General features: G+C 55.7%; 19 protein-coding genes. 16 read left to right on the forward strand and 3 right to left on the reverse strand.

Translation table 11 applies throughout. The features are described from left to right. Positions 1–7 precede the first annotated feature (7 nt). Positions 8–1,936, reverse strand: coding sequence for a SurA N-terminal domain-containing protein (locus KORLAC_RS10145; protein WP_068306136.1), 1,929 nt, complete (start codon positions 1,934–1,936; stop codon positions 8–10). 244 nt (positions 1,937–2,180) lie between these two features. On the opposite strand from KORLAC_RS10145, the gene tpiA reads away from it, so the two are divergent. From tpiA to KORLAC_RS10165, 4 genes are all read left to right on the forward strand, one after another. Then, a complete protein-coding gene (gene tpiA, locus KORLAC_RS10150) occupies positions 2,181–2,933 on the forward strand; it encodes a triose-phosphate isomerase (RefSeq protein WP_068306138.1) in 753 nt (250 codons plus the stop codon). A gap of 109 nt (positions 2,934–3,042) precedes the next feature. After that, positions 3,043–3,363 carry a preprotein translocase subunit SecG gene (gene secG, locus KORLAC_RS10155; RefSeq protein WP_068306140.1) on the forward strand — a complete coding sequence of 107 codons (321 nt, stop codon included), beginning with the start codon at positions 3,043–3,045 and terminating at the stop codon, positions 3,361–3,363. Between the two features lie 125 nt (positions 3,364–3,488). Continuing rightward, positions 3,489–5,120, forward strand: coding sequence for a CTP synthase (locus KORLAC_RS10160; RefSeq protein WP_068306141.1), 1,632 nt, complete (start codon positions 3,489–3,491; stop codon positions 5,118–5,120). 115 nt (positions 5,121–5,235) lie between these two features. Then, positions 5,236–6,027, forward strand: coding sequence for a hypothetical protein (locus tag KORLAC_RS10165; RefSeq protein ID WP_068306143.1), 792 nt, complete (start codon positions 5,236–5,238; stop codon positions 6,025–6,027). Here KORLAC_RS10165 and KORLAC_RS10170 read toward each other — a convergent pair whose 3' ends face one another. Beyond that, entirely contained in the window at positions 6,028–7,554 is a 1,527-nt protein-coding gene (locus KORLAC_RS10170) for a M20/M25/M40 family metallo-hydrolase (RefSeq protein ID WP_068306146.1), read from the reverse strand. A gap of 167 nt (positions 7,555–7,721) precedes the next feature. Here KORLAC_RS10170 and eno point away from each other — a divergent pair, with 167 nt between their 5' ends. From eno to lpdA, 8 genes are all read left to right on the forward strand, one after another. Then, complete coding sequence (eno, locus tag KORLAC_RS10175) at positions 7,722–8,996, forward strand: phosphopyruvate hydratase (protein WP_068306148.1); 1,275 nt, start codon at positions 7,722–7,724, stop codon at positions 8,994–8,996. A 143-nt stretch (positions 8,997–9,139) separates the two neighbouring features. Then, a complete protein-coding gene (locus KORLAC_RS10180; protein WP_074519316.1) occupies positions 9,140–9,463 on the forward strand; it encodes an FtsB family cell division protein in 324 nt (107 codons plus the stop codon). Between the two features lie 148 nt (positions 9,464–9,611). Then, entirely contained in the window at positions 9,612–10,643 is a 1,032-nt protein-coding gene (gene pdhA, locus KORLAC_RS10185) for a pyruvate dehydrogenase (acetyl-transferring) E1 component subunit alpha (RefSeq protein ID WP_068306152.1), read from the forward strand. Between the two features lie 14 nt (positions 10,644–10,657). Then, a complete protein-coding gene (locus tag KORLAC_RS10190; protein ID WP_068306156.1) occupies positions 10,658–12,058 on the forward strand; it encodes a pyruvate dehydrogenase complex E1 component subunit beta in 1,401 nt (466 codons plus the stop codon). Between the two features lie 12 nt (positions 12,059–12,070). Continuing rightward, positions 12,071–12,295, forward strand: a complete 225-nt coding sequence (locus KORLAC_RS10195; RefSeq protein ID WP_068306158.1) for a hypothetical protein — start codon at positions 12,071–12,073, stop codon at positions 12,293–12,295. A 33-nt stretch (positions 12,296–12,328) separates the two neighbouring features. Continuing rightward, positions 12,329–13,627, forward strand: coding sequence for a pyruvate dehydrogenase complex dihydrolipoamide acetyltransferase (locus tag KORLAC_RS10200; RefSeq protein WP_068306160.1), 1,299 nt, complete (start codon positions 12,329–12,331; stop codon positions 13,625–13,627). Between the two features lie 11 nt (positions 13,628–13,638). Next, positions 13,639–13,998, forward strand: a complete 360-nt coding sequence (locus tag KORLAC_RS10205; protein WP_068306162.1) for a cupin domain-containing protein — start codon at positions 13,639–13,641, stop codon at positions 13,996–13,998. A 3-nt stretch (positions 13,999–14,001) separates the two neighbouring features. Beyond that, positions 14,002–15,399, forward strand: coding sequence for a dihydrolipoyl dehydrogenase (gene lpdA / locus KORLAC_RS10210; RefSeq protein ID WP_068306164.1), 1,398 nt, complete (start codon positions 14,002–14,004; stop codon positions 15,397–15,399). A 53-nt stretch (positions 15,400–15,452) separates the two neighbouring features. On the opposite strand, the gene KORLAC_RS10215 is transcribed toward lpdA, so the two are convergent. After that, positions 15,453–16,046, reverse strand: coding sequence for a TetR/AcrR family transcriptional regulator (locus KORLAC_RS10215; RefSeq protein WP_068306166.1), 594 nt, complete (start codon positions 16,044–16,046; stop codon positions 15,453–15,455). Between the two features lie 112 nt (positions 16,047–16,158). Here KORLAC_RS10215 and KORLAC_RS10220 point away from each other — a divergent pair, with 112 nt between their 5' ends. The 4 genes from KORLAC_RS10220 to KORLAC_RS10235 all read left to right on the forward strand — a co-directional run bounded on the left by KORLAC_RS10220 (position 16,159) and on the right by KORLAC_RS10235 (position 18,918). Further along, the gene (locus KORLAC_RS10220; RefSeq protein WP_068306169.1) at positions 16,159–16,476 is read left to right on the forward strand and encodes a YciI family protein; all 318 of its coding nucleotides are present in this window, start codon (positions 16,159–16,161) and stop codon (positions 16,474–16,476) included. Positions 16,477–16,509: 33 nt separating this feature from the next. Further along, positions 16,510–16,896: an MAPEG family protein gene (locus KORLAC_RS10225; protein WP_068306171.1), complete on the forward strand. Its 387-nt coding sequence runs from the start codon at positions 16,510–16,512 to the stop codon at positions 16,894–16,896. A 162-nt stretch (positions 16,897–17,058) separates the two neighbouring features. Beyond that, positions 17,059–17,988 carry a lipoyl synthase gene (gene lipA, locus KORLAC_RS10230; protein ID WP_068306173.1) on the forward strand — a complete coding sequence of 310 codons (930 nt, stop codon included), beginning with the start codon at positions 17,059–17,061 and terminating at the stop codon, positions 17,986–17,988. A 153-nt stretch (positions 17,989–18,141) separates the two neighbouring features. After that, complete coding sequence (locus KORLAC_RS10235) at positions 18,142–18,918, forward strand: DUF3667 domain-containing protein (protein ID WP_068306174.1); 777 nt, start codon at positions 18,142–18,144, stop codon at positions 18,916–18,918. Positions 18,919–18,944: the final 26 nt, after the last annotated feature.

An 18,944-nucleotide genomic window follows, 5' to 3' on the forward strand; every position in this document is an offset into this window, starting at 1 on the left:
CCGTGTGTTATTCTTCCGCGTCGCGGCGGAAAAGTTGGTTCACCAGGGAGTTGTTGATCTCAGGCGAATAGGTGTCGAGCAGCTTGGCTTGGTACTGTTCGAACAGCTCGCTACCGAACTGGGCTTTTAGCTCAGCGTGCAGGGCGTCAACCTTTGCTGCATCGCGGACAGGATCGCCCGGCGTGATGTCATTGACACGAACGACCACATAGCCGTTACCGTCTGCGGCACGCTCTGCATCAATCTGGCCAACGCCCAGGTCAAAGATCAGGCGGCGGATATTGGCCGACAGTCCTGACGTTCCTTCGGCCGTGCGCGAGACATTCTTGGCGTCGTAGGATGTACCGCCTAGATCCAGCGCAATGGCTTCGGCTTCTTCACCGGCCTCGAGGCGTGCTTTCGCTGCTTCCGCAATCTCGCCAGCCTTTTCCTGGCGGCGCTGGGCGATCCAGGCGCTCCTGATTTCGGACCGGACATCTTCAAACGAGCGTTCGGCTGGGTCCTTGATCTCAGTGACTTCGACGAAGAACACACCCTTGGTGCTGTCGGTTGGGTCAAGGTCCTTGAGCTCAGGCTCAATACCCAGTTCTGTCCGGAACGCCTCGGAAAGTACCGTGCCTTCTTCCTGAAGGGTGACTTTCGGGGATCCGTCCGGACCCTGGCCCCGACCGTCCACTTCCGACACAGTCGCCAGTGGCACGTTCAGTTTTGTGGCTGCGGCCGTCAGGGTACCGTCTTCTGCGATGGCGTCTTCAAGGTCTGGCAGGAAGTCGAACATCAGGTCAACGGCGTGTTCTTCCTTGAGTGATGCCTCAAGGTCGGCGCGAACATCTTCCAGCGTTTGTTCTTCTCCGGCTGTGATGCTTTTGATCCGGAAAACGTTCCAACCGGCCAAGCCCTCAATCGGTGCACTCAGCTCGCCTTCACCCAGGGCAAAGACGGTATCGGCTGTTGTGCTGTCGAAATCTGTCTGCAGATCGGCTTTGGTGTTGGCGCCAAGCTCCAGCTCTTCAGCTGAGAATTCAGTCAGCTCCGCGCCAAGGGCAATGAAATCTTCACCTGCTGCAACACGTTCTATGAACGCGTCAGCAGCTTCCTTGTCGGCGAAGCTGACCAGCTGGAGATCACGGCTTTCGTCGCGTACATATTCGCTGCGGCGATAGTCATAAGCCTGGAGAAGGTCTTCTTCCTTGATCTCGACTTCGTCCACGAACTGCGCTGGTGTCAGCATGATGTAGTTATAGCTACGGCGCTCTGGCGTCATATAATTCGACTTGGAGTCCTCATAATAAGCCTGAAGCTCTTCCTCAGTCGGCTCTGCAACATCCGTGATGTCAGAGGCTGCAAAATTGATCATGGTCGCGCGGCGGCGTTCAGCCTGCCAGGTGTACAGGCGCTCAGCAAGGACGCGAGGCACCGGTGCGCCTTGCGTGATGCTGCCCAGCAATTGGTTGCTGGCTGCTTCGCGGCGCAGGCCGATATACAGCTCCTTCTGCGTCATGTTGGCCTGGTTAAGTGCCTGAGCCATCATCTGTTGGCTGAAGCTGCCATCAGGGGCCTTGAAGGCCTCGAACTGCAGAAGCTCCGCCGCCAGTTGGGCGTCGGTAATGCGGATGCCAAGCTCACGGGTGTTTTCCGCGATGGCAGCTTCCTGGATCATTTGTTGCAGAACCTGACGGTCCAGCTGCATCATCTGGATAATCCTGTCGGCCGTGAACTGGCCGCCAAACTGCGCTTGCAGTTGCTGTGCCCGGCGCTGGACCGCATTAGCATACTGCGCTGTCGGAACCGTGGTGTCCCCAACTGTGGCGACAGATTGCGTGTTGCCAGCAAGCATGCCAGGGCCGATGCCCCAGATTGCAAAAGCGGCAATCAGAACGCCAAGAAGAAGAGTTACAAAAAAGGAATCCAGTCCCCCGCGAAGTTTGAGCAGCATGCGCCCGAGCTCCCGTCGATTAATCATTACGTAAATTTGGGTGGAATAGCCCACCGGATTGGCCGCGCATCATAAGCAGGGTTTGGGCGCGCTGCAACAGGCGATTTGCCGCCAGATGAGCAGGCGCGTCAGGTGAGAGCAAAAACCGGCAGGAAGAAGGAAACAGGAAGCTGGTCAGGGGGGCATTAATTTGCTAATCACCGAGCCATAAAAATTCTAAATAGAAATCATATGAGGCCCCAATATGAAACCGACTGCCCTTGTTGCAGGAAACTGGAAAATGAACGGTCTGGCGTCGAGCCAGGCGGAACTCGAGGCGCTTGGGAATTACCTTAGTGATGGCTCTGCCGCTGATTGCGACGTGCTGATCTGCCCACCTTTCACCCTGATTGCCGCGTTCGCATCAAACGCACCGACCGGCGTGGCGATTGGTGCCCAGGATTGCCATACGAATAAATCGGGTGCCCACACGGGGGATATTTCAGCTGAAATGCTCAGCGATGCGGGTGCATCTTATGTGATTGTTGGCCACTCCGAACGTCGGGCCGATCACGGCGAAAGCAGTGCACTCGTCCGCGACAAAGCGAACGCAGTGCTCGCCGAAGGCCTGAAGGCGATCGTATGTGTGGGCGAAACGGAAGCCGAGCGCGATGCCGGCAAGACCTTGGACGTGGTGCTGGGGCAGGTTGCACAGTCGGTTCCGGCTGGCAGCATACCTGAGAACACGGTTGTGGCTTATGAACCTGTTTGGGCCATTGGTACTGGCCGCACGCCAACGGTTGCAGATGTGGCTGAAGTGCACACCGCAATCCGTGGTGCGCTCGTGGAACGCTTCGGTGATGCTGGAAACGGCTTCCGGATTCTTTACGGCGGGTCTGTGAAGCCTTCGAATGCAGCCGAGCTGATGGCAGCCGACAATGTGAACGGAGCCCTCGTCGGAGGCGCAAGCCTGAAGGCTTCGGATTTCAACGGTATCATCGACGCATACCGGAATTAAAAATTTAGGGTTGGCAAACCGGTCAAAGAGGTCTAGAAACCGCGCTTTGAATCCCGGCCAAGATTTGTATAATCGGGTCGGGTTGGCCAACGTTAGGTAGGACAGGTACATGGAAACCGTATTGCTGAGCATTCATCTGATTGTAGCCCTTGCTATGGTCGTTGCCATTTTGCTGCAACGCTCGGAAGGTGGTGCGCTTGGTATTGGCGGCGGACAGGGTGGCATGATGACCGCTCGTGGTGCCGGGGACCTGCTTACCCGCACGACAAAATGGCTGGCGATTGTCTTTCTTGCCAACTCACTTCTTCTTGGATGGTTCGCGGCTCAAAAGAGCGCCGAAGATACCGTTGTTCAGGAAGTGATCCAGCAGGAACAGGAAGATGGCGGAAGCCAACTCCCTGAAATACCTACCGTTCCTGAGGACGGCTAGGACAAGAGACTTTAAAGCGGGGGCCACGAGCCCCCGCTTCTCTTTATGTAGATAGTATTTTTGTTGAGTTACCAGGCAGCAAACCTGTCCGGTGTGGCATGCTTTTTTGGGATTAGAGAGGCTCCATGACGCGCTATATTTTTATCACTGGTGGTGTTGTTAGTTCCCTGGGTAAGGGACTGTTGTCTGCTTCGTTGGGCGCTTTGTTGCAAGCCCGCGGCTATTCAGTTCGCATGCGGAAGCTGGACCCATACCTGAATGTGGACCCGGGCACGATGAGCCCGTACCAGCATGGCGAAGTATTTGTAACCGATGACGGCGCAGAGACAGACCTGGACCTGGGCCATTATGAGCGTTTCACTGGTGTTGCCTCGCGTCAGAGCGACAACATCACATCTGGCCGGATTTACCAGCAGATCATTTCGAAGGAGCGTCGTGGCGACTATCTGGGCGGTACCGTACAGGTAATCCCGCATGTAACAGACGCCATCAAGGAATTTGCGCTGGCTGAGCAGGAAGGTATCGATTTCATGTTGTGTGAAATCGGTGGTACTGCCGGCGACATCGAAGCTGCGCCTTTCATGGAAGCAATCCGCCAGCTGTCTATCGACCTTGGCAAAGGACGGTCCATCTTCGTTCACCTGACACTAGTGCCCTATCTGGCGGCGGCTGGCGAACTGAAGACCAAGCCAACGCAGCACAGTGTACGTGACCTGCGTTCCATCGGTATTCAGCCGGATATCCTTGTGTGCCGCTCAGAGCACCCGATCCCGGACGGTGAGCGCCGCAAGATGTCGCTTTACTGTAATGTGGCCGAAACAGCCGTTATTCCGGCGTTGGACGTCAGCTCCATCTATGAGGTGCCAATTTCCTACCACAAGGAAGGCCTGGACACGGAAGTGCTCAAAGCCTTTGGCCTGGCACACAGCCAGAAGCCGGACCTGACGGTTTGGGAAGACATCATGGACCGGGTGCAGAACCCGGAAGGCGAAGTGACCATTGCTGTGGTCGGAAAATACACCGGCCTGAAGGATGCTTACAAATCGCTCAATGAAGCCATCATCCATGGCGGTATCGCCAACCGGGTGAAAGTGAACATCGAATGGATCGAATCCGAAGTGTTTGAACGCGACGATGCGATCAGCAGGCTTGAAAATGTCCACGCCATCCTGGTGCCTGGCGGCTTCGGCAAGCGCGGCACAGAAGGCAAGATTGCTGCCGCACGCTTTGCCCGCGAGCGCAAGATCCCTTATTTCGGTATCTGTCTGGGTATGCAGATGGCCACCGTTGAGGCGGCCCGCCATCTGGCAGGCATCAAAGGCGCGGGTTCGACCGAGTTCGGGGAGCAGAAAGAGCCGGTTGTCGGCCTGATTACCGAGTGGGTCAAGGAAGACGGCAGCGTCGAGCAGCGCACAGAAGATACCGACTTGGGCGGCACCATGCGTCTGGGCGCATACCCAGCGAACCTCAAGGAGGGTTCACATGTCGCGGACATCTACGGCAAGGTAGAGATCGAGGAACGGCACCGTCACCGCTATGAAGTGAATATCGGCTATGTTGAACGTCTTGAAGAGGCCGGTGTGCTGTTTTCCGGCATGTCACCCGATGGTGAACTGCCAGAGATTATGGAAATTCCTGGCCACCCTTGGTTCATCGGTGTTCAGTATCACCCTGAGCTGAAGTCCAAGCCGTTTGACCCGCATCCGCTGTTCGCAAGCTTTGTTGAAGCGGCATTGAAGCAGGCACGGCTGGTATAAATACTGGCAAAAATAGTGATTTTAGAGAAGGGGGCTTTTCGGCCCCCTTTTTGCATATATACTTTCCGAAGACGCCTGATGCGGTAAAATATGCCGCGCAGATGAGGAAAGATACATGCTGAGAACACTGATACTTCCCGTGGTAATCGCTGGCCTGATGGCAAGTTCGGTCGCGGCCAGAACGCCGGAGGAAAAGGCGGCGGAAACCGCACAGGCGGTTACCTATTATCTGGACACATTCAGGTCGACCGATGACGAAGAGGCGCTTGCAAGGGCCTATTCTGGCATTGCCCGTACATGGGAACATTTCAGTCAGATCGCTAATCCAATTGTACCGATGGTCGGCGAATTTGCCTTGCTGCATGCAAGAGCGGCAACGGCTGCGCGGGACAGGAAGCGCGTTGTGGAAGCGTGGCAAACGGCCCTCAAACTCGTTCAGTCAGCAAGTAATAGTGAGCGCCTTATGGCACTCAATGTTGAAGCCGCCCACGCCGCAGCTAAAGTCGAACAAATTGATGTTGCCCATCAGTTCTTCGCTGCGGCCCGCGCATTCACTTTCACCCGTGGTGAGAACGCAGACAGCGCGCTTCTTTACATGCGTATCCGCGAGCTTAGTGTCCTCGGGGGCTCAATGCAGTGGCGCAATCTGAATGATGCGCTGACAGACATGCGCGCCTTCTCGGAAAAATTTCCAATGTGGTCTGTGTCCCGACTTGAGGCGGTTTTGGCTGAAACGGAAATTCGCCTGCAGTTCCAGCCGGAAGAGACTGAAAAGCGTGCAGATCTGTCGCGACTGAAGGCCGAGATCAGGCTGATTGCAGACGGACTGGCGGAGCAATTGCCGTCAGGATATCTGGCCCGGGTGCGGCAAGTGAATTACGCGCTTGAAGACAACTATAATCTCTGATCACGGCTTGCCGTATTCCAAAAGCACCGCAGCATATACATCGATCGCGTCCCAAAGATTTTGGATGCGAAGATTTTCGTTGCGGCCATGTTGATTATTGTCGTGATTGGCAATCGGTAGAATTATGATCGGCATCTTCGGGAAGGTGTCTTCAAAGAGATAGATTGGCAAACTTCCGCCCATCGTTGGTGTCAGAAGGGTTTCTTTGCCGTCAAATCTGTTCAGGATTGAAACCAGTTTCTGCGCTTCAGCGCTGCCGAGATCACTGCGGTAGGCACGGTATCCGCCTGGCCGCCAATCCACATACAATGCGCTGCTTACCGCGCGCTCCTCTGGGGTCGGTGGCTTTGAATAAAGGGTGAAGCCTTGGTCAGAGAAAAACTGATTCAATCGTGCAATCACGCGTTCCGGGGTCTGACCTGGAGCAAGGCGCAGATTTACGGAGGCGGTTGCCGATGGCATGATGATATTGCGCGACTGTTTGCCAACCCCGCCGCCTTCAAAGCCTTTGACGATGATAGATGGGCCCATGGATATCTCTTCGACGCGCTTTCCCCCGCCCTCCGTCTTTGAGAGAAATAGCTCGTCTTTGAGGGCCGTATCCATATTGGGAAGGGTGCTGATTGCTTGTTGCTCGGCGGCAGTAGGCGGGTGCACGTCATCGAGATACCCCGGTATGATAATGCGGCCATCATCATCTTTCATGCTGGCCAGCAGGCGCATAAGCTGTTCGGATGGATTCGGAGCCCAGCCACCATAGTGCCCGCTATGAAGAGGTCTTGCTGGCCCGTAAGCCGTCAGGTCCACGGTCATGGTGCCTCGAACCCCGAAAACCAGTTGGCGCATGCGGCTTTGATGCATTGGGCCGTCGCAGAAGAGCATAAGGTCCGCAGTAAGCTTGTCCGCATGCTTCTGAAGAATATTGTCCAGGGTAGGGGAGCCAGCTTCCTCTTCTCCATCAAGGATCAGTTTGATGTTCACACTAGGTACGTCGCCCGCGGCTTCCATTGCATCGAGCGCGGCCATCAGTGCTATCACCGGCGCCTTGTCGTCACCTGCTGAACGGGCAAAAATACGCCATTCAGGATTGATGGTCGTGAGGCTTTCCCAATTGATAGTTGCTCCAGCCAGCTCCACAGGGCCGTCACGCAGCGTTGGCTCAAATGGAGGCGAGGACCAATTTCGGGGCTCTGCCGGCTGGCCGTCGAAGTGGGCGTATATCAGGATGGTCTGGCTTGCGCCGGGCTGCTTCCGTTCGGCAATCACGTACGGTGCGCCACCTTCTGCGACGATCTGTGAGGTAAAACCACGTTTGGCGATATACCGCTCGATCCACGCCGCATTGGCCATCATGTCGGGTGTGCTGCTGGCGACATTGGGTAGACTGAGGAAGTCCCGAAAGTCGGACAATATCTGACGTTCATGTTCAGCGCGATATCGATGAATGCTATCGTCTGCGGAGGCACCCCCAGTTCCGAGCGCGAAAGCCAAACCTGCTGCGATAAAATGACGGTGGCGACATGCCATGCTTTTTCTCCCTGTTGCCGATAGGAAAGTTATCTGCAGGATTAGGAATTTTCCAGCAACAATCCATGATACCGACAGACTGGGCCTTGCGGGAGAGGCCGTGAAAGGGTAACAATCGCGCCGCAAGTTTTTATCCTTTCCCATCTTGAGCGATTAAGGAACAGCCCATGAGTGCGATTATCGATATCATTGGCCGCGAAATTCTGGACAGCCGCGGCAACCCCACCGTTGAAGTAGACATCTATCTTGAAGACGGCGGCTTTGGCCGTGCGGCAGTGCCTTCTGGTGCATCCACGGGTGCCCATGAAGCTGTTGAACTGCGCGATGGTGGTGGCCGGTATCGCGGCAAGGGCGTTCTGAAGGCAGTTGAAGCCGTAAACGGTGAGCTGTTCGATGCGCTGGTGGGGCTGGACAGCGAAGACCAACTGGCCATCGACCAGGCCATGCGTGACCTTGACGGCACGGAAAACAAAGGCCGCCTGGGTGCGAATGCGATCCTTGGTGTGTCGCTCGCGATTGCCAAAGCAAGCGCTGACAGCCTGGGCCTGCCGCTCTACCGCTATCTTGGTGGCCCTGCCGCGCACATCCTGCCAGTGCCGATGATGAATATCATCAACGGTGGTGAGCACGCAGATAACCCGATCGACGTGCAGGAATTCATGATCATGCCGGTGAATGCCGACAGCGTGACTGACGCGATCCGCATTGGCGCCGAGATTTTCCACGAACTGAAAGCCAAGCTGCACGAAGCTGGCCACAATACGGCTGTAGGCGACGAGGGCGGTTTTGCACCGAACCTGAACGGCACGGTCGATGCGCTTGATTTCATCATGAATGCGATTGAAAGCGCGGGCTACAAGCCAGGCGAAGATGTGTATCTGGCGCTTGACGCTGCTTCGACCGAGTTCTTCCATGACGGCAAATATATCCTGAAAGGAGAAGGCAAGGAGCTGGATAGCGCTGGTCTCGTTGACTATTACGCGGACCTGGTTGCCAAATACCCGATCATTTCCATCGAAGACGGCATGGCCGAAGACGATTGGGACGGCTGGAAGATGCTGACGGACCGCATTGGCGACACAGTCCAACTGGTGGGTGATGATTTGTTCGTGACTAACCCGGCACGTCTTGCAGACGGTATCGAGAAGGGCGTTGCCAACTCCATCCTCGTGAAAGTGAACCAGATTGGCACGCTGGCCGAGACCATGCAGGCCGTTGAGATGGCGCACCGCGCGCGCTACACCAGTGTCATGTCGCACCGTTCTGGCGAGACTGAGGACGCGACCATCGCGGACCTCGCAGTTGCCATGAACTGTGGCCAAATCAAAACCGGCTCGCTCGCACGCTCCGACCGGCTGGCGAAATATAACCAGCTGATCCGCATCGAAGAAGAGCTGGGCAGCACCGCTGTTTACGCAGGCCGCGCGATCCTGAAGGGCTAACACCCTCGAATAAATAAACGCCTCTGCCTGGAAGAGACTCGGGCAGGGGCGTTTTCTTACCTTCCTGATTCTATTCGAAAAAACTGCATTTTCGGGTGTTTTTTCGCTTGCGTGCCCGATTCGCTTATGAGATGATTCGAATCATGAAGCGAGTCGGAAAAATATCACGTCATTTGAGCCAGGCCTGGTTGGCCGGGGTATGGATCTTTTTGGTCGCCTATTTTGCGTATCATGCCTTTCAGGGCGACAACAGCCTTGCGGCTTTGAAGCGTCTTGAGGCCCAGCAGGTTGAGCTTGCGGCCCTGGCGAGCGATGTAGGGGCAGTACGTGCCGCGCTTGAGCTTCGTACTTCCCGCTTGAACAATCGCAGCATTGATCCTGACATGCTTGAAGAGCAGGTGCGGCAACGCCTCGGCTTCACTCATCCTGATGAGGTTGTGGTGTTTCTTTCTGATGCTTCTCATTAATTAACTTATTTCTGGTTAATTAAATTTTTTCTATGTAAATCAATAAGTTATACCCTATTGCAAATGTGGCAAAACGAGGGTATCCATAGGCCTCACATGCATTGAGTGTCGGGCGTTCCTGCCTGCGACCTTTTTCTGGAAGGCCGAGATGACTACAAAAAAATCCACCACAAAGTCGGGCGCACCCGCGCGCCGCCGTACGGCGAAGCCGCAACAATACAAGGCTTCTAACGACGAACTGCTTGAATTCTATGAGCAAATGCTGATGATCCGCCGCTTCGAGGAGAAGGCAGGCCAGATGTACGGCATGGGGCTCATTGGTGGCTTCTGCCACCTGTATATTGGTCAGGAAGCCGTTGTTGTCGGCATTCAGTCGGCTCTCAAGAAGGGCGACTCAGTGATCACCGGCTACCGCGAGCACGGCCACATGATCGTGTCTGGCACCGACCCTAAAGCCGTTATGGCAGAGCTGACCGGCCGTTCCGGTGGCTGTTCCAAAGGCAAGGGCGGGTCGATGCACATGTTTGACCCTGAAAATGGCTTCTATGGCGGGCACGGTATCGTGGGCGCGCAGGTGTCACTGGGCACTGGCCTCGCGTTTGCAGCCAAATACCGCAAGACTGACAATGTCTCTGTTGCCTATTTCGGTGACGGTGCTGCCAACCAGGGTCAGGTGTATGAAAGCTTCAACATGGCGCGCATCTGGAACCTCCCTGTGATTTATATCATCGAGAACAACCAGTATGCCATGGGCACCAGCGTCAGCCGGTCATCCTCTGAGGTTGAGCTTTACCGTCGCGGCGAAAGTTTCCGCATTCCCGGCAAGCAGGTGGACGGCATGAATGTGCTCGAGGTCCGTGCCGCCATGGATGAGGCGGTCAAGCATTGCCGTGAAGGGAACGGCCCATTCGTCCTCGAGATGAAGACATACCGCTACCGCGGCCACTCCATGTCTGATCCGGCGAAATACCGGTCCAAGGAAGAAGTGCAGAAAATGCGCGCCGAGCATGACGCAATCGACCAAGTGAAGCAGCGCATTCTGGATGCCGGCTTCAAGGACGAGGCAGAGCTCAAGGAACTCGACAAGAAAGTGAAGGCGATTATTGCTGATGCCGCGACATTCGCGCAGGAAAGCCCTGAGCCTAACCTTTCTGAACTTTATACTGATGTGCTGGCGTAAGGGGGAGACACCCAATGGCGATTGAAATTACGATGCCGGCCCTCTCTCCCACCATGGAAAAGGGCACACTGGCCAAATGGCTAGTCAAAGAAGGCGATACAGTTGAAAGCGGCGACGTGATCGCGGAAATCGAAACCGACAAGGCGACGATGGAAGTTGAAAGCATTGACGATGGCACTGTTGCCAAAATTCTGGTGGCTGAAGGCACGGATGACGTGCCGGTTGGCGAGCTGATTGCGATCCTGGCCGAAGAAGGTGAGGACGTGAAGGACGTTGATACGTCATCTTCCAAGCCAAAGGCTGAGAAGGAAGAGGCTCCTGCGCCACTGCCGGCGCCCAAAGAGGATCCTGACCAGCAGGAAACTGTATTCACAGGTGCGGCGACGTCATCGAAGGACCTGCGTGATCCTGAAGTGCCTGAGGGCACCAACATGGTGAAGCTGACGGTGCGTGAAGCACTCCGTGACGCTATGGCCGAAGAAATGCGCAAAGACGGCGACGTGTTTGTGATGGGCGAGGAAGTGGCGGAATACCAAGGTGCCTATAAGGTAACCCAGGGCCTGCTGGACGAATTCGGCCCGGAACGCGTGATCGACACGCCAATCACAGAGCACGGTTTTGCCGGTCTCGGTGCAGGCGCGGCCTTTACTGGCCTCAAGCCAGTGATTGAGTTCATGACCTTCAACTTCGCCATGCAGGCGATTGACCATATCATCAACTCGGCTGCCAAAACCCGCTATATGTCAGGCGGCCTGGTGCAGTGCCCGATTGTGTTCCGTGGCCCGAATGGCGCGGCATCCCGCGTGGGCGCGCAGCACAGCCAGAACTATGCGGCATGGTATGCGAATGTGCCGGGCCTGAAGGTCATTGCACCGTATGATGCGGCGGATTGTAAAGGCCTCCTGAAGGCTGCGATCCAGGATCCGAACCCGGTCGTGTTCCTTGAGAACGAGCTGATGTACGGTGAAAGCTTCGAAGTGCCTGAGCTGGATGATTACACGCTGCCAATCGGCAAGGCACGTATTTTCCGTGAAGGCGCGGATGTAACCATCGTGTCCTATTCGATCACCGTGGGGGAGGCGCTCAAGGCTGCAGACATGCTGGCGGAAGAGGGCATCAATGCCGAGGTGATCGACCTTCGCACCATTCGCCCGCTTGATCTCGATACACTGATCGAAAGCGTCAAGAAGACCAACCGCTGTGTGATTGCGGAAGAAGGCTGGCCACAGTGTTCGGTGGCTTCCGATGTATCGGCGCAGCTGATGGAGCAGGCGTTTGATTGGCTGGACGCGCCGGTCACCCGCGTGAACAGCGTGGATGTGCCGCTGCCATATGCCAACAACCTTGAGAAAGCCGCGGTTGTGAGCGCAGCCGACATCGTCAAAGCCGCAAAAGCGGTTTGCTACGCGGAGTAATAAGGAGATTGGATGAGGGGAAGGAAGTGGCGTCGCCTTGTTAACCGTCACGCTTTGAAAGGCAAATTTCAAAGTGTCAGATCAAAGTTGGATTATCGTGATCCAACTTTGGGTGCGGCAAACAAAGGAAGACCGCTGCTTGGCGTTGAAAATATCGTCGTTGCCTTGATCCTGCTGATCTTGATTGGAGCGCTTGGATATGCGCTTGGGGTAAATATGAACGGGCTGTGGCAATAACAGCCCAGAAGTCCAGACCGGAAGAGAACGAGTATGGCTATTGAAATTTTTATGCCTGCACTGTCGCCCACCATGGAAAAGGGCACGCTTGCCAAATGGTTGGTGAAAGAAGGCGATACGGTAGAATCCGGCGATGTAATCGCTGAAATCGAAACCGACAAGGCGACGATGGAAGTTGAAAGTATCGACGACGGCACAGTCGCGAAAATCCTGGTGGCTGAAGGCACGGACGAAGTGCCGGTGGGCAAACTGATTGCGCTTATGGCGGAAGAGGGCGAAGACGTCAAAGATGTCAAAGTGCCGTCGGAAGAGCCAAAGAAAGAGGCTGCTCCTGAGCCAGAGGCCAAAGAAGCAGCACCCGCACCGGCAGCTGATGACAAGCCAGCAGCAAAATCGGAAAAAGCGCCTGCCCGAGACAGCAGCGACCGCATTAAGGCGTCGCCACTTGCGAAGCGCATCGCCAAGCAGGAAGGCGTCGACCTGGCCGCAGTTTCCGGCTCCGGCCCGCACGGCCGTATCGTGAAGCGCGACGTTGAAGCCGCAGTTGAAGGTGGCGCAGCAAAAGCAGCACCCGCCGCCGCGCCCGCTTCCGCCCCAGCGGCAGCGCCTGTTGCGGCAACCGAATATGGCCCGCACGACGATATTCCTTATCACGAAGAACGCCTGTCTGGCATGCGCAAGGTTATCGCCAAGCGTCTGACCGAATCCAAGACATCCGTGCCGCATTTCTATCTGACCATCGAATGTGAGCTGGATAAGCTGCTGGCGCAGCGCAAGGAACTGAATGCCAAGCTGGCCGACAGTGGCGTTAAGCTCTCTGTGAATGATTTTGTCATCCGGGCGACGGCGCTGGCGCTCAAGAAAGTGCCTGCTGCCAACGTCCAGTTCGCAGGCGACAAGATGTATTGGTACGAACGTGCTGATATCTCTGTAGCGGTTGCTGTGGATGGTGGCCTGGTAACGCCGGTCGTGCGCGGCGCAGACCAGAAGGGCCTGGCTGAGATTTCCTCAGACGTCAAAGACCTTGCAGGCAAGGCCCGTGACGGCAAGCTGATGCCGGAAGAATATGCCGGCGGCACCATTTCGATCTCGAACCTTGGCATGTATGGGATCAAGGAATTCAGCGCGGTGATTAACCCGCCGCAGGGTGCGATTCTGGCCATTGGAGCCGGTGAACAGCGGCCTGTCGTCAAGGACGGGGCGCTTGCTGTTGCCACGGTGATGAACGTCACTATGTCGTGCGACCACCGTGCGATTGACGGCGCTGTAGGCGCTGAGTTCCTGGCGGCCTTCAAAGGGTACATTGAAGACCCGATCACAATGCTGCTCTAGGGGAGTGTCTGATGAAACCAGTCAATCTCAAGGCCAAGCTAACCACATTCAGCGATCACTGGTCTCCGAAACTGATCGGGGATCTGGATGGCTATCACGTCAAGCTGGCCAAACTGTCTGGGGACTTTGTCTGGCACGCCCATGAAGGCGAAGATGAGTTCTTTCTGGTGATTGATGGCCGCTTCCGCATGGACTATCGGGACCGCCAGGACTGGATTGAGGAAGGCGAAATGGTTGTGGTGCCCAAGGGCGTTGAACACAAACCATATGCGCCTGAGGAATGCAGCGTCCTGTTGATCGAAAAAGCATCGACTGACCATACCGGCGGTGTTGACGATCCAAGACGCGTTGAAAATCCCGAAAGGATTTAAAGAATGTCTCAGAGTTATGATCTTGTAGTTGTTGGTGGCGGCCCGGGTGGCTATGTGGCTGCGATCCGTGGTGCCCAGCTGGGCATGAAGGTCGCTTGCGTTGAGCGCGAACACCTGGGGGGCATCTGCCTCAATTGGGGCTGTATCCCGACCAAGGCGCTGCTGCGGTCGGCTGAAGTGCTGCATCTGGCCAAGCATGGCGCAGACTTTGGCCTCAAGATCGGCCAGATCGATTTTGACTTGGATGCGATCGTCAAGCGTAGTCGCGGTGTCGCCAAGCAGATGAACGGCGGTATCAAGTCGCTTCTGAAGAAGAACAAGGTTGTTCATGTGGAAGGCGACGCAAAAATTGCCGGTAAGGGCAAGGTTTCTGTCGAGGGCGCTGACGGCAAGACCACTGAGCTAACGGCCAAGAACGTGATTCTGGCAACCGGTGCCCGGGCGCGTGAGCTGCCGCACCTGAAGGCTGACGGTGAACTGGTCTGGACCTACAAGCACGCACTTGCGCCAAAGGTGATGCCGAAGAAACTGCTGGTCATCGGCTCCGGCGCGATCGGCATTGAGTTCGCAAGCTTCTTCAACGAACTGGGCTCAGACGTGACCGTTGTTGAGATGATGGACCGTGTACTGCCGGTCGAAGATGCGGATATCTCGAAATTTGCAGAGAAATCCTTCAAGAAGCAAGGCATGACCATCAAGACGAATGCGTCGGTCACCGAGCTGAAGAAGGGCAAGAACAACGTTACCTGCGTGGTTGAGACCAAAGGCAAGAAGGAAGAGATCACCGTTGACCGTGTGATTGTTGCCATCGGTATCACCGGGAACGTGGAAAACCTTGGCCTCGAAGACGTGGGCATCAAGGTTGATCGCGGCCATATCGTGACAGATGAATGGGGCCAGACTGGCGTGGACGGCTTTTGGGCCATTGGCGACGTTGCTGGCGCACCGTGGCTTGCCCACAAGGCATCGCACGAAGGCATCGTGGCGGTTGAAAAGATCGCCGGTGTCAAAGGCGTGCACCCGATGGACAAGGGCAATATCCCTGGCTGTACATATTGCCGCCCACAGGTGGCAAGTGTTGGCCTGACCGAAGCCAAGGCCAAGGAAGAGGGCTATGACGTACGTGTTGGCAACTTCCCGTTCATTGGTAACGGCAAGGCTGTCGCGCTTGGCGAGCCGGAAGGCATGGTGAAAACTGTCTTTGACAAGAAAACCGGCGAACTGCTGGGCGCGCACATGGTGGGTGCTGAGGTGACAGAGATGATCCAGGGCTATGTTGTGGCCCGGACGCTTGAGAGCACGGAAGCGGAACTGATGCACACGGTGTTCCCGCATCCGACGCTCAGTGAGATGATGCACGAAAGCGTGCTGGATGCTTATGGCAAGGCCATTCACTTCTAGACACTGTATTCAGAGCATAAACGGGGCCAAGCGCCCCGTTTTTTATGGTCGGATCAGGCCGCCTTGCTGCTGCGTATATCTTCCGCAGACTTAAGGGCCGCTTGTCTGACTTCCTGTGCTAACTCGCAGTCCGGCAAGGTTCTGGCAAGCGTCATTCCCCCGACACACAGTGCGGCCAGCGTCAGCGCCTGTCGGCGGGATTCTTGGCCCGATCCAATACATTGCTCGAAAAGCCAGACCATCGATTCCAGCAATTGGCGGTAGGCTTCTCGTACGGCATCGTTTTCCCGGGCGACATCCGATGGCAGCGCGATCATCGGACACTGGCCTTCGACATCACCCAGATGCTCGTCTGACAAGTAGCTTTTCATCATGTTCATCACCATTTCCGGGCTAGGGCAGGTGGGGTCGACCCCGGCTTCGGCGCGCCATTTTGCCCCGCGGCCCATCAGGAAGCTGGATACAGCTGCGCTGTAGAGCGCCTGCTTGTTTGGAAAATGATTGTAGAACCCGCCCCTTGTCAGGCCGGCGGCTTCCATAACCTGATCGATGGTTACACCTTCAAAGCCGTGACGGTTAAATAGTTTACGCGCGGTTTCGACAATTTTGGCGCGGGTTTGTTCCTTGTGTTCTGCACTATAGGGCATGGGGCGCCTCCTTCACGGCGATGCTAGCATCTTCCTTAATATGTTCTTTAACATATTTTATTTCCCCCCATGATGCCTTCATCGTTTCAAGACACCTAAGAAGGAGAGTCACATGCCCAAATTTGTATTTGCTTACCATGGTGGGCCGTCATCAATGACGGAAGAGGAGGGCAAGGCCCATATGGCGAGCTGGATGGACTGGATGGTAGGCCTTGGCGAGGCCGTGCTTGATCGCGGTCACGCTGTGGGTAAATCCCATACTGTGACGGGGGACGGGGCTGTTGAAGGCGGCGGCGTTAACCCGATCTCTGGGTATACGCTGGTTCAGGCAGTCGACATGGATGCTGCGCTGAAGATGGCGGCGGTCTCGCCGCATGTCCATGTCGGGGGCACTATTGAAGTGGCTCCGGTTCTCGACATGCCAATGTAGGAAAAGTGACAATCACATACTTGGGGGATATTTATGAGCTTACAGTTTTCTGCGATTCTGGCGGCAATCTTTGCTATCGCGTTGGTGCCCTTGACGCTACAGGTTGGGATCAAGCGTGTTTCAACCGGCATTTTCTTTGGGGATGGCGGAAATAAGGACTTGGCGCGGCGAAGAGCTGCCCAATCAAATTTCCTTGATCATGTGCCTCTCTTTCTTTTGGTATTTGCGCTGTGTGAAATGAACGGGGCTGGACCGCCGGTGCTGTTCGGGGCCGGGGGATGCATGCTTCTGGGCCGCGCATTTCATGCATTTTCCATGCTCGCCACTGATGGCACAGGCAACAGTCGTGCGTTCGGCATGATCTTGACGCTTTTGGCACATCTGGGCGTGGCCGGATACCTGCTTTATGTGTTACTGTAGGGCAAGCAAGAGCCTCCTGGCGCAGTCTGCCCTTATCCGGTTACAGGGTAGCGCATAGCTGGTTTGCACAATTTGGTGGATGTCACCGCCCTTAATGCATTATAAGGTCGCCAAAATGGCGGCCTTTTACCGTTTAACGCTAGCAAAGATGGTGTTTCGAGCATGACGACTGAACAGAAGACAACTGAGCAGAAGGCGACCGGGTACCAGCGCAAGCCGGATTGGCTGCGGGTTAAGGCGCCGACGAGCAAGCAGGCGATGGAAACACGCCGCATGATGCGCTCCAAGAACCTGCACACCGTCTGCGAAGAAGCGGCTTGCCCGAACCTGGGCGAATGCTGGCAGAAGAAGCATGCCACCATCATGATTCTGGGTGACACCTGCACCCGGGCCTGTGCCTTCTGTAACGTCAAGACAGGTCGCCCCATGCAGGTTGACCCGCTGGAGCCCATGAACACCGCTGAGGCCTGCGCCGAAATGGGCCTCAATCACATTGTGATTACGTCTGTGGACCGGGATGACCTCGATGATGGCGGCGCAATGCAGTTCGTCAAGGTGATCCGCGCGATCCGCGACCGCTGCCCGACCACGACCATCGAAATCCTGACACCTGATTTCCGTAACAAGCCGGGCGCCATCGAGATGGTTGCCGAAGCCAAGCCGGACGTGTTCAACCACAATCTGGAAACCGTGCCGCGGAACTACCCGAAGATCCGCCCTGGGGCGCGCTATTACCAGTCGCTCCGCCTGCTTGAAACCGTGAAGAAGGTGGACCCGTCCATTTTCACCAAATCCGGTATCATGGTTGGCCTTGGCGAAGAACGCATGGAAGTGAGCCAGGTGATGGACGATATGCGCATGGCGGATATCGATTTCATGACCATCGGCCAGTATCTTCAGCCCACGCCGCGCCACGCCAAGGTTGACCGGTTCGTGACACCCGCTGAATTCAAGGCCTACGAGCGTATGGCAAAAGGCAAGGGCTTCCTGATGATCTCATCTTCGCCCCTGACGCGTTCAAGCTATCTGGCGGGCGACGACTTTGCCTTGCTGAAGGCTGCGCGCGACAAGCAGATCAAGGCTGCAGAGTAATCGAGACCGACGCGCAGACAATCCAGTGTAGAAACTGCAGCGCAGAAATCAGCGAGATCTATTGCGGACCAGACATGGCTGACCGGCGTCCCTTGAAGGGTGTCTGTTGAAATGTTTGGGGTAGGGCTTTTAGCCTGATGGGGAAGTCTATCAATGGCAGAAACACAATCAGCCGAGGCGGTCATCACCTGCAAAAACTGCGACGCATATCTGCATGGATCTTTCTGCAGCGCCTGCGGCCAGAAGCACATCCCAAGCCGCCTGAGCGCAAAGGAACTGTTTGTGAATGCCTTCTTTGCGTTCATGGACCTTGATTCCACAATTTGGCGCACGATAAGGGAGCTGACAAGAAATCCGGGCCAGGTGGCGCTGAACTATATTGGCGGCCAACGGTTTTCCTACGTCAATCCCATCAAGTATTTCCTGGTAACATCGGCATTTGCTCTTGCCGTCATCGCGCTGACCGTCGGGCTGGACACTATGGCCGATGGAATGGTTCATATTGATGGTGACTTCAAGGAAACGGATACGGTTTTCCAGATAGGCGAAGCCTTAAGGTCAGTCCTTCGGGAAAATATGAATCTCATCTCCTTCCTCACACTGCCGTTGTTCGCTTTCCTGCTGCGCTGGCAATATTGGCGCTCGGGCAGGAACTATGCTGAAACGCTCAGCTTTCTCGCCTTTGCCATGGGGCAGACCAATCTGTATTCTGCCCTGCTTGTCATCGTGCTTGCGGCAGCTGGGAGCGGTGATCAAGGCATCAGCGTCTTCATTGGGTTCATCGTGTTGCTGCATGCTGCCAAGGTGTTCTTTGGCATGTCATGGCCGAAGGCCTTCTTTGCCGTTGTTTTGTCGTCAATACTTCAGAGTATCACGGGCATTTTGGTTGCCGGCATACTGGTCCTTGCAAAAATGGCGGGATTGATCTGAGGACTTTACCCCCATGTCAAATCAGG

It is taken from the genome of Kordiimonas lacus, assembly GCF_001550055.1.
Lineage (GTDB): Bacteria > Pseudomonadota > Alphaproteobacteria > Sphingomonadales > Kordiimonadaceae > Kordiimonas > Kordiimonas lacus.

What these genes read in the sequence shown, in the direction of transcription:
- KORLAC_RS10145 (WP_068306136.1), bottom strand. Translation starts at nt 1,936, where the DNA reads ATGCTGCTCAAACTTCGCGGGGGACTGGATTCCTTTTTTGTAACTCTT.
- tpiA (WP_068306138.1), top strand. Translation starts at nt 2,181, where the DNA reads ATGAAACCGACTGCCCTTGTTGCAGGAAACTGGAAAATGAACGGTCTG.
- secG (WP_068306140.1), top strand. Translation starts at nt 3,043, where the DNA reads ATGGAAACCGTATTGCTGAGCATTCATCTGATTGTAGCCCTTGCTATG.
- KORLAC_RS10160 (WP_068306141.1), top strand. Translation starts at nt 3,489, where the DNA reads ATGACGCGCTATATTTTTATCACTGGTGGTGTTGTTAGTTCCCTGGGT.
- KORLAC_RS10165 (WP_068306143.1), top strand. Translation starts at nt 5,236, where the DNA reads ATGCTGAGAACACTGATACTTCCCGTGGTAATCGCTGGCCTGATGGCA.
- KORLAC_RS10170 (WP_068306146.1), bottom strand. Translation starts at nt 7,554, where the DNA reads ATGGCATGTCGCCACCGTCATTTTATCGCAGCAGGTTTGGCTTTCGCG.
- eno (WP_068306148.1), top strand. Translation starts at nt 7,722, where the DNA reads ATGAGTGCGATTATCGATATCATTGGCCGCGAAATTCTGGACAGCCGC.
- KORLAC_RS10180 (WP_074519316.1), top strand. Translation starts at nt 9,140, where the DNA reads ATGAAGCGAGTCGGAAAAATATCACGTCATTTGAGCCAGGCCTGGTTG.
- pdhA (WP_068306152.1), top strand. Translation starts at nt 9,612, where the DNA reads ATGACTACAAAAAAATCCACCACAAAGTCGGGCGCACCCGCGCGCCGC.
- KORLAC_RS10190 (WP_068306156.1), top strand. Translation starts at nt 10,658, where the DNA reads ATGGCGATTGAAATTACGATGCCGGCCCTCTCTCCCACCATGGAAAAG.
- KORLAC_RS10195 (WP_068306158.1), top strand. Translation starts at nt 12,071, where the DNA reads ATGAGGGGAAGGAAGTGGCGTCGCCTTGTTAACCGTCACGCTTTGAAA.
- KORLAC_RS10200 (WP_068306160.1), top strand. Translation starts at nt 12,329, where the DNA reads ATGGCTATTGAAATTTTTATGCCTGCACTGTCGCCCACCATGGAAAAG.
- KORLAC_RS10205 (WP_068306162.1), top strand. Translation starts at nt 13,639, where the DNA reads ATGAAACCAGTCAATCTCAAGGCCAAGCTAACCACATTCAGCGATCAC.
- lpdA (WP_068306164.1), top strand. Translation starts at nt 14,002, where the DNA reads ATGTCTCAGAGTTATGATCTTGTAGTTGTTGGTGGCGGCCCGGGTGGC.
- KORLAC_RS10215 (WP_068306166.1), bottom strand. Translation starts at nt 16,046, where the DNA reads ATGCCCTATAGTGCAGAACACAAGGAACAAACCCGCGCCAAAATTGTC.
- KORLAC_RS10220 (WP_068306169.1), top strand. Translation starts at nt 16,159, where the DNA reads ATGCCCAAATTTGTATTTGCTTACCATGGTGGGCCGTCATCAATGACG.
- KORLAC_RS10225 (WP_068306171.1), top strand. Translation starts at nt 16,510, where the DNA reads ATGAGCTTACAGTTTTCTGCGATTCTGGCGGCAATCTTTGCTATCGCG.
- lipA (WP_068306173.1), top strand. Translation starts at nt 17,059, where the DNA reads ATGACGACTGAACAGAAGACAACTGAGCAGAAGGCGACCGGGTACCAG.
- KORLAC_RS10235 (WP_068306174.1), top strand. Translation starts at nt 18,142, where the DNA reads ATGGCAGAAACACAATCAGCCGAGGCGGTCATCACCTGCAAAAACTGC.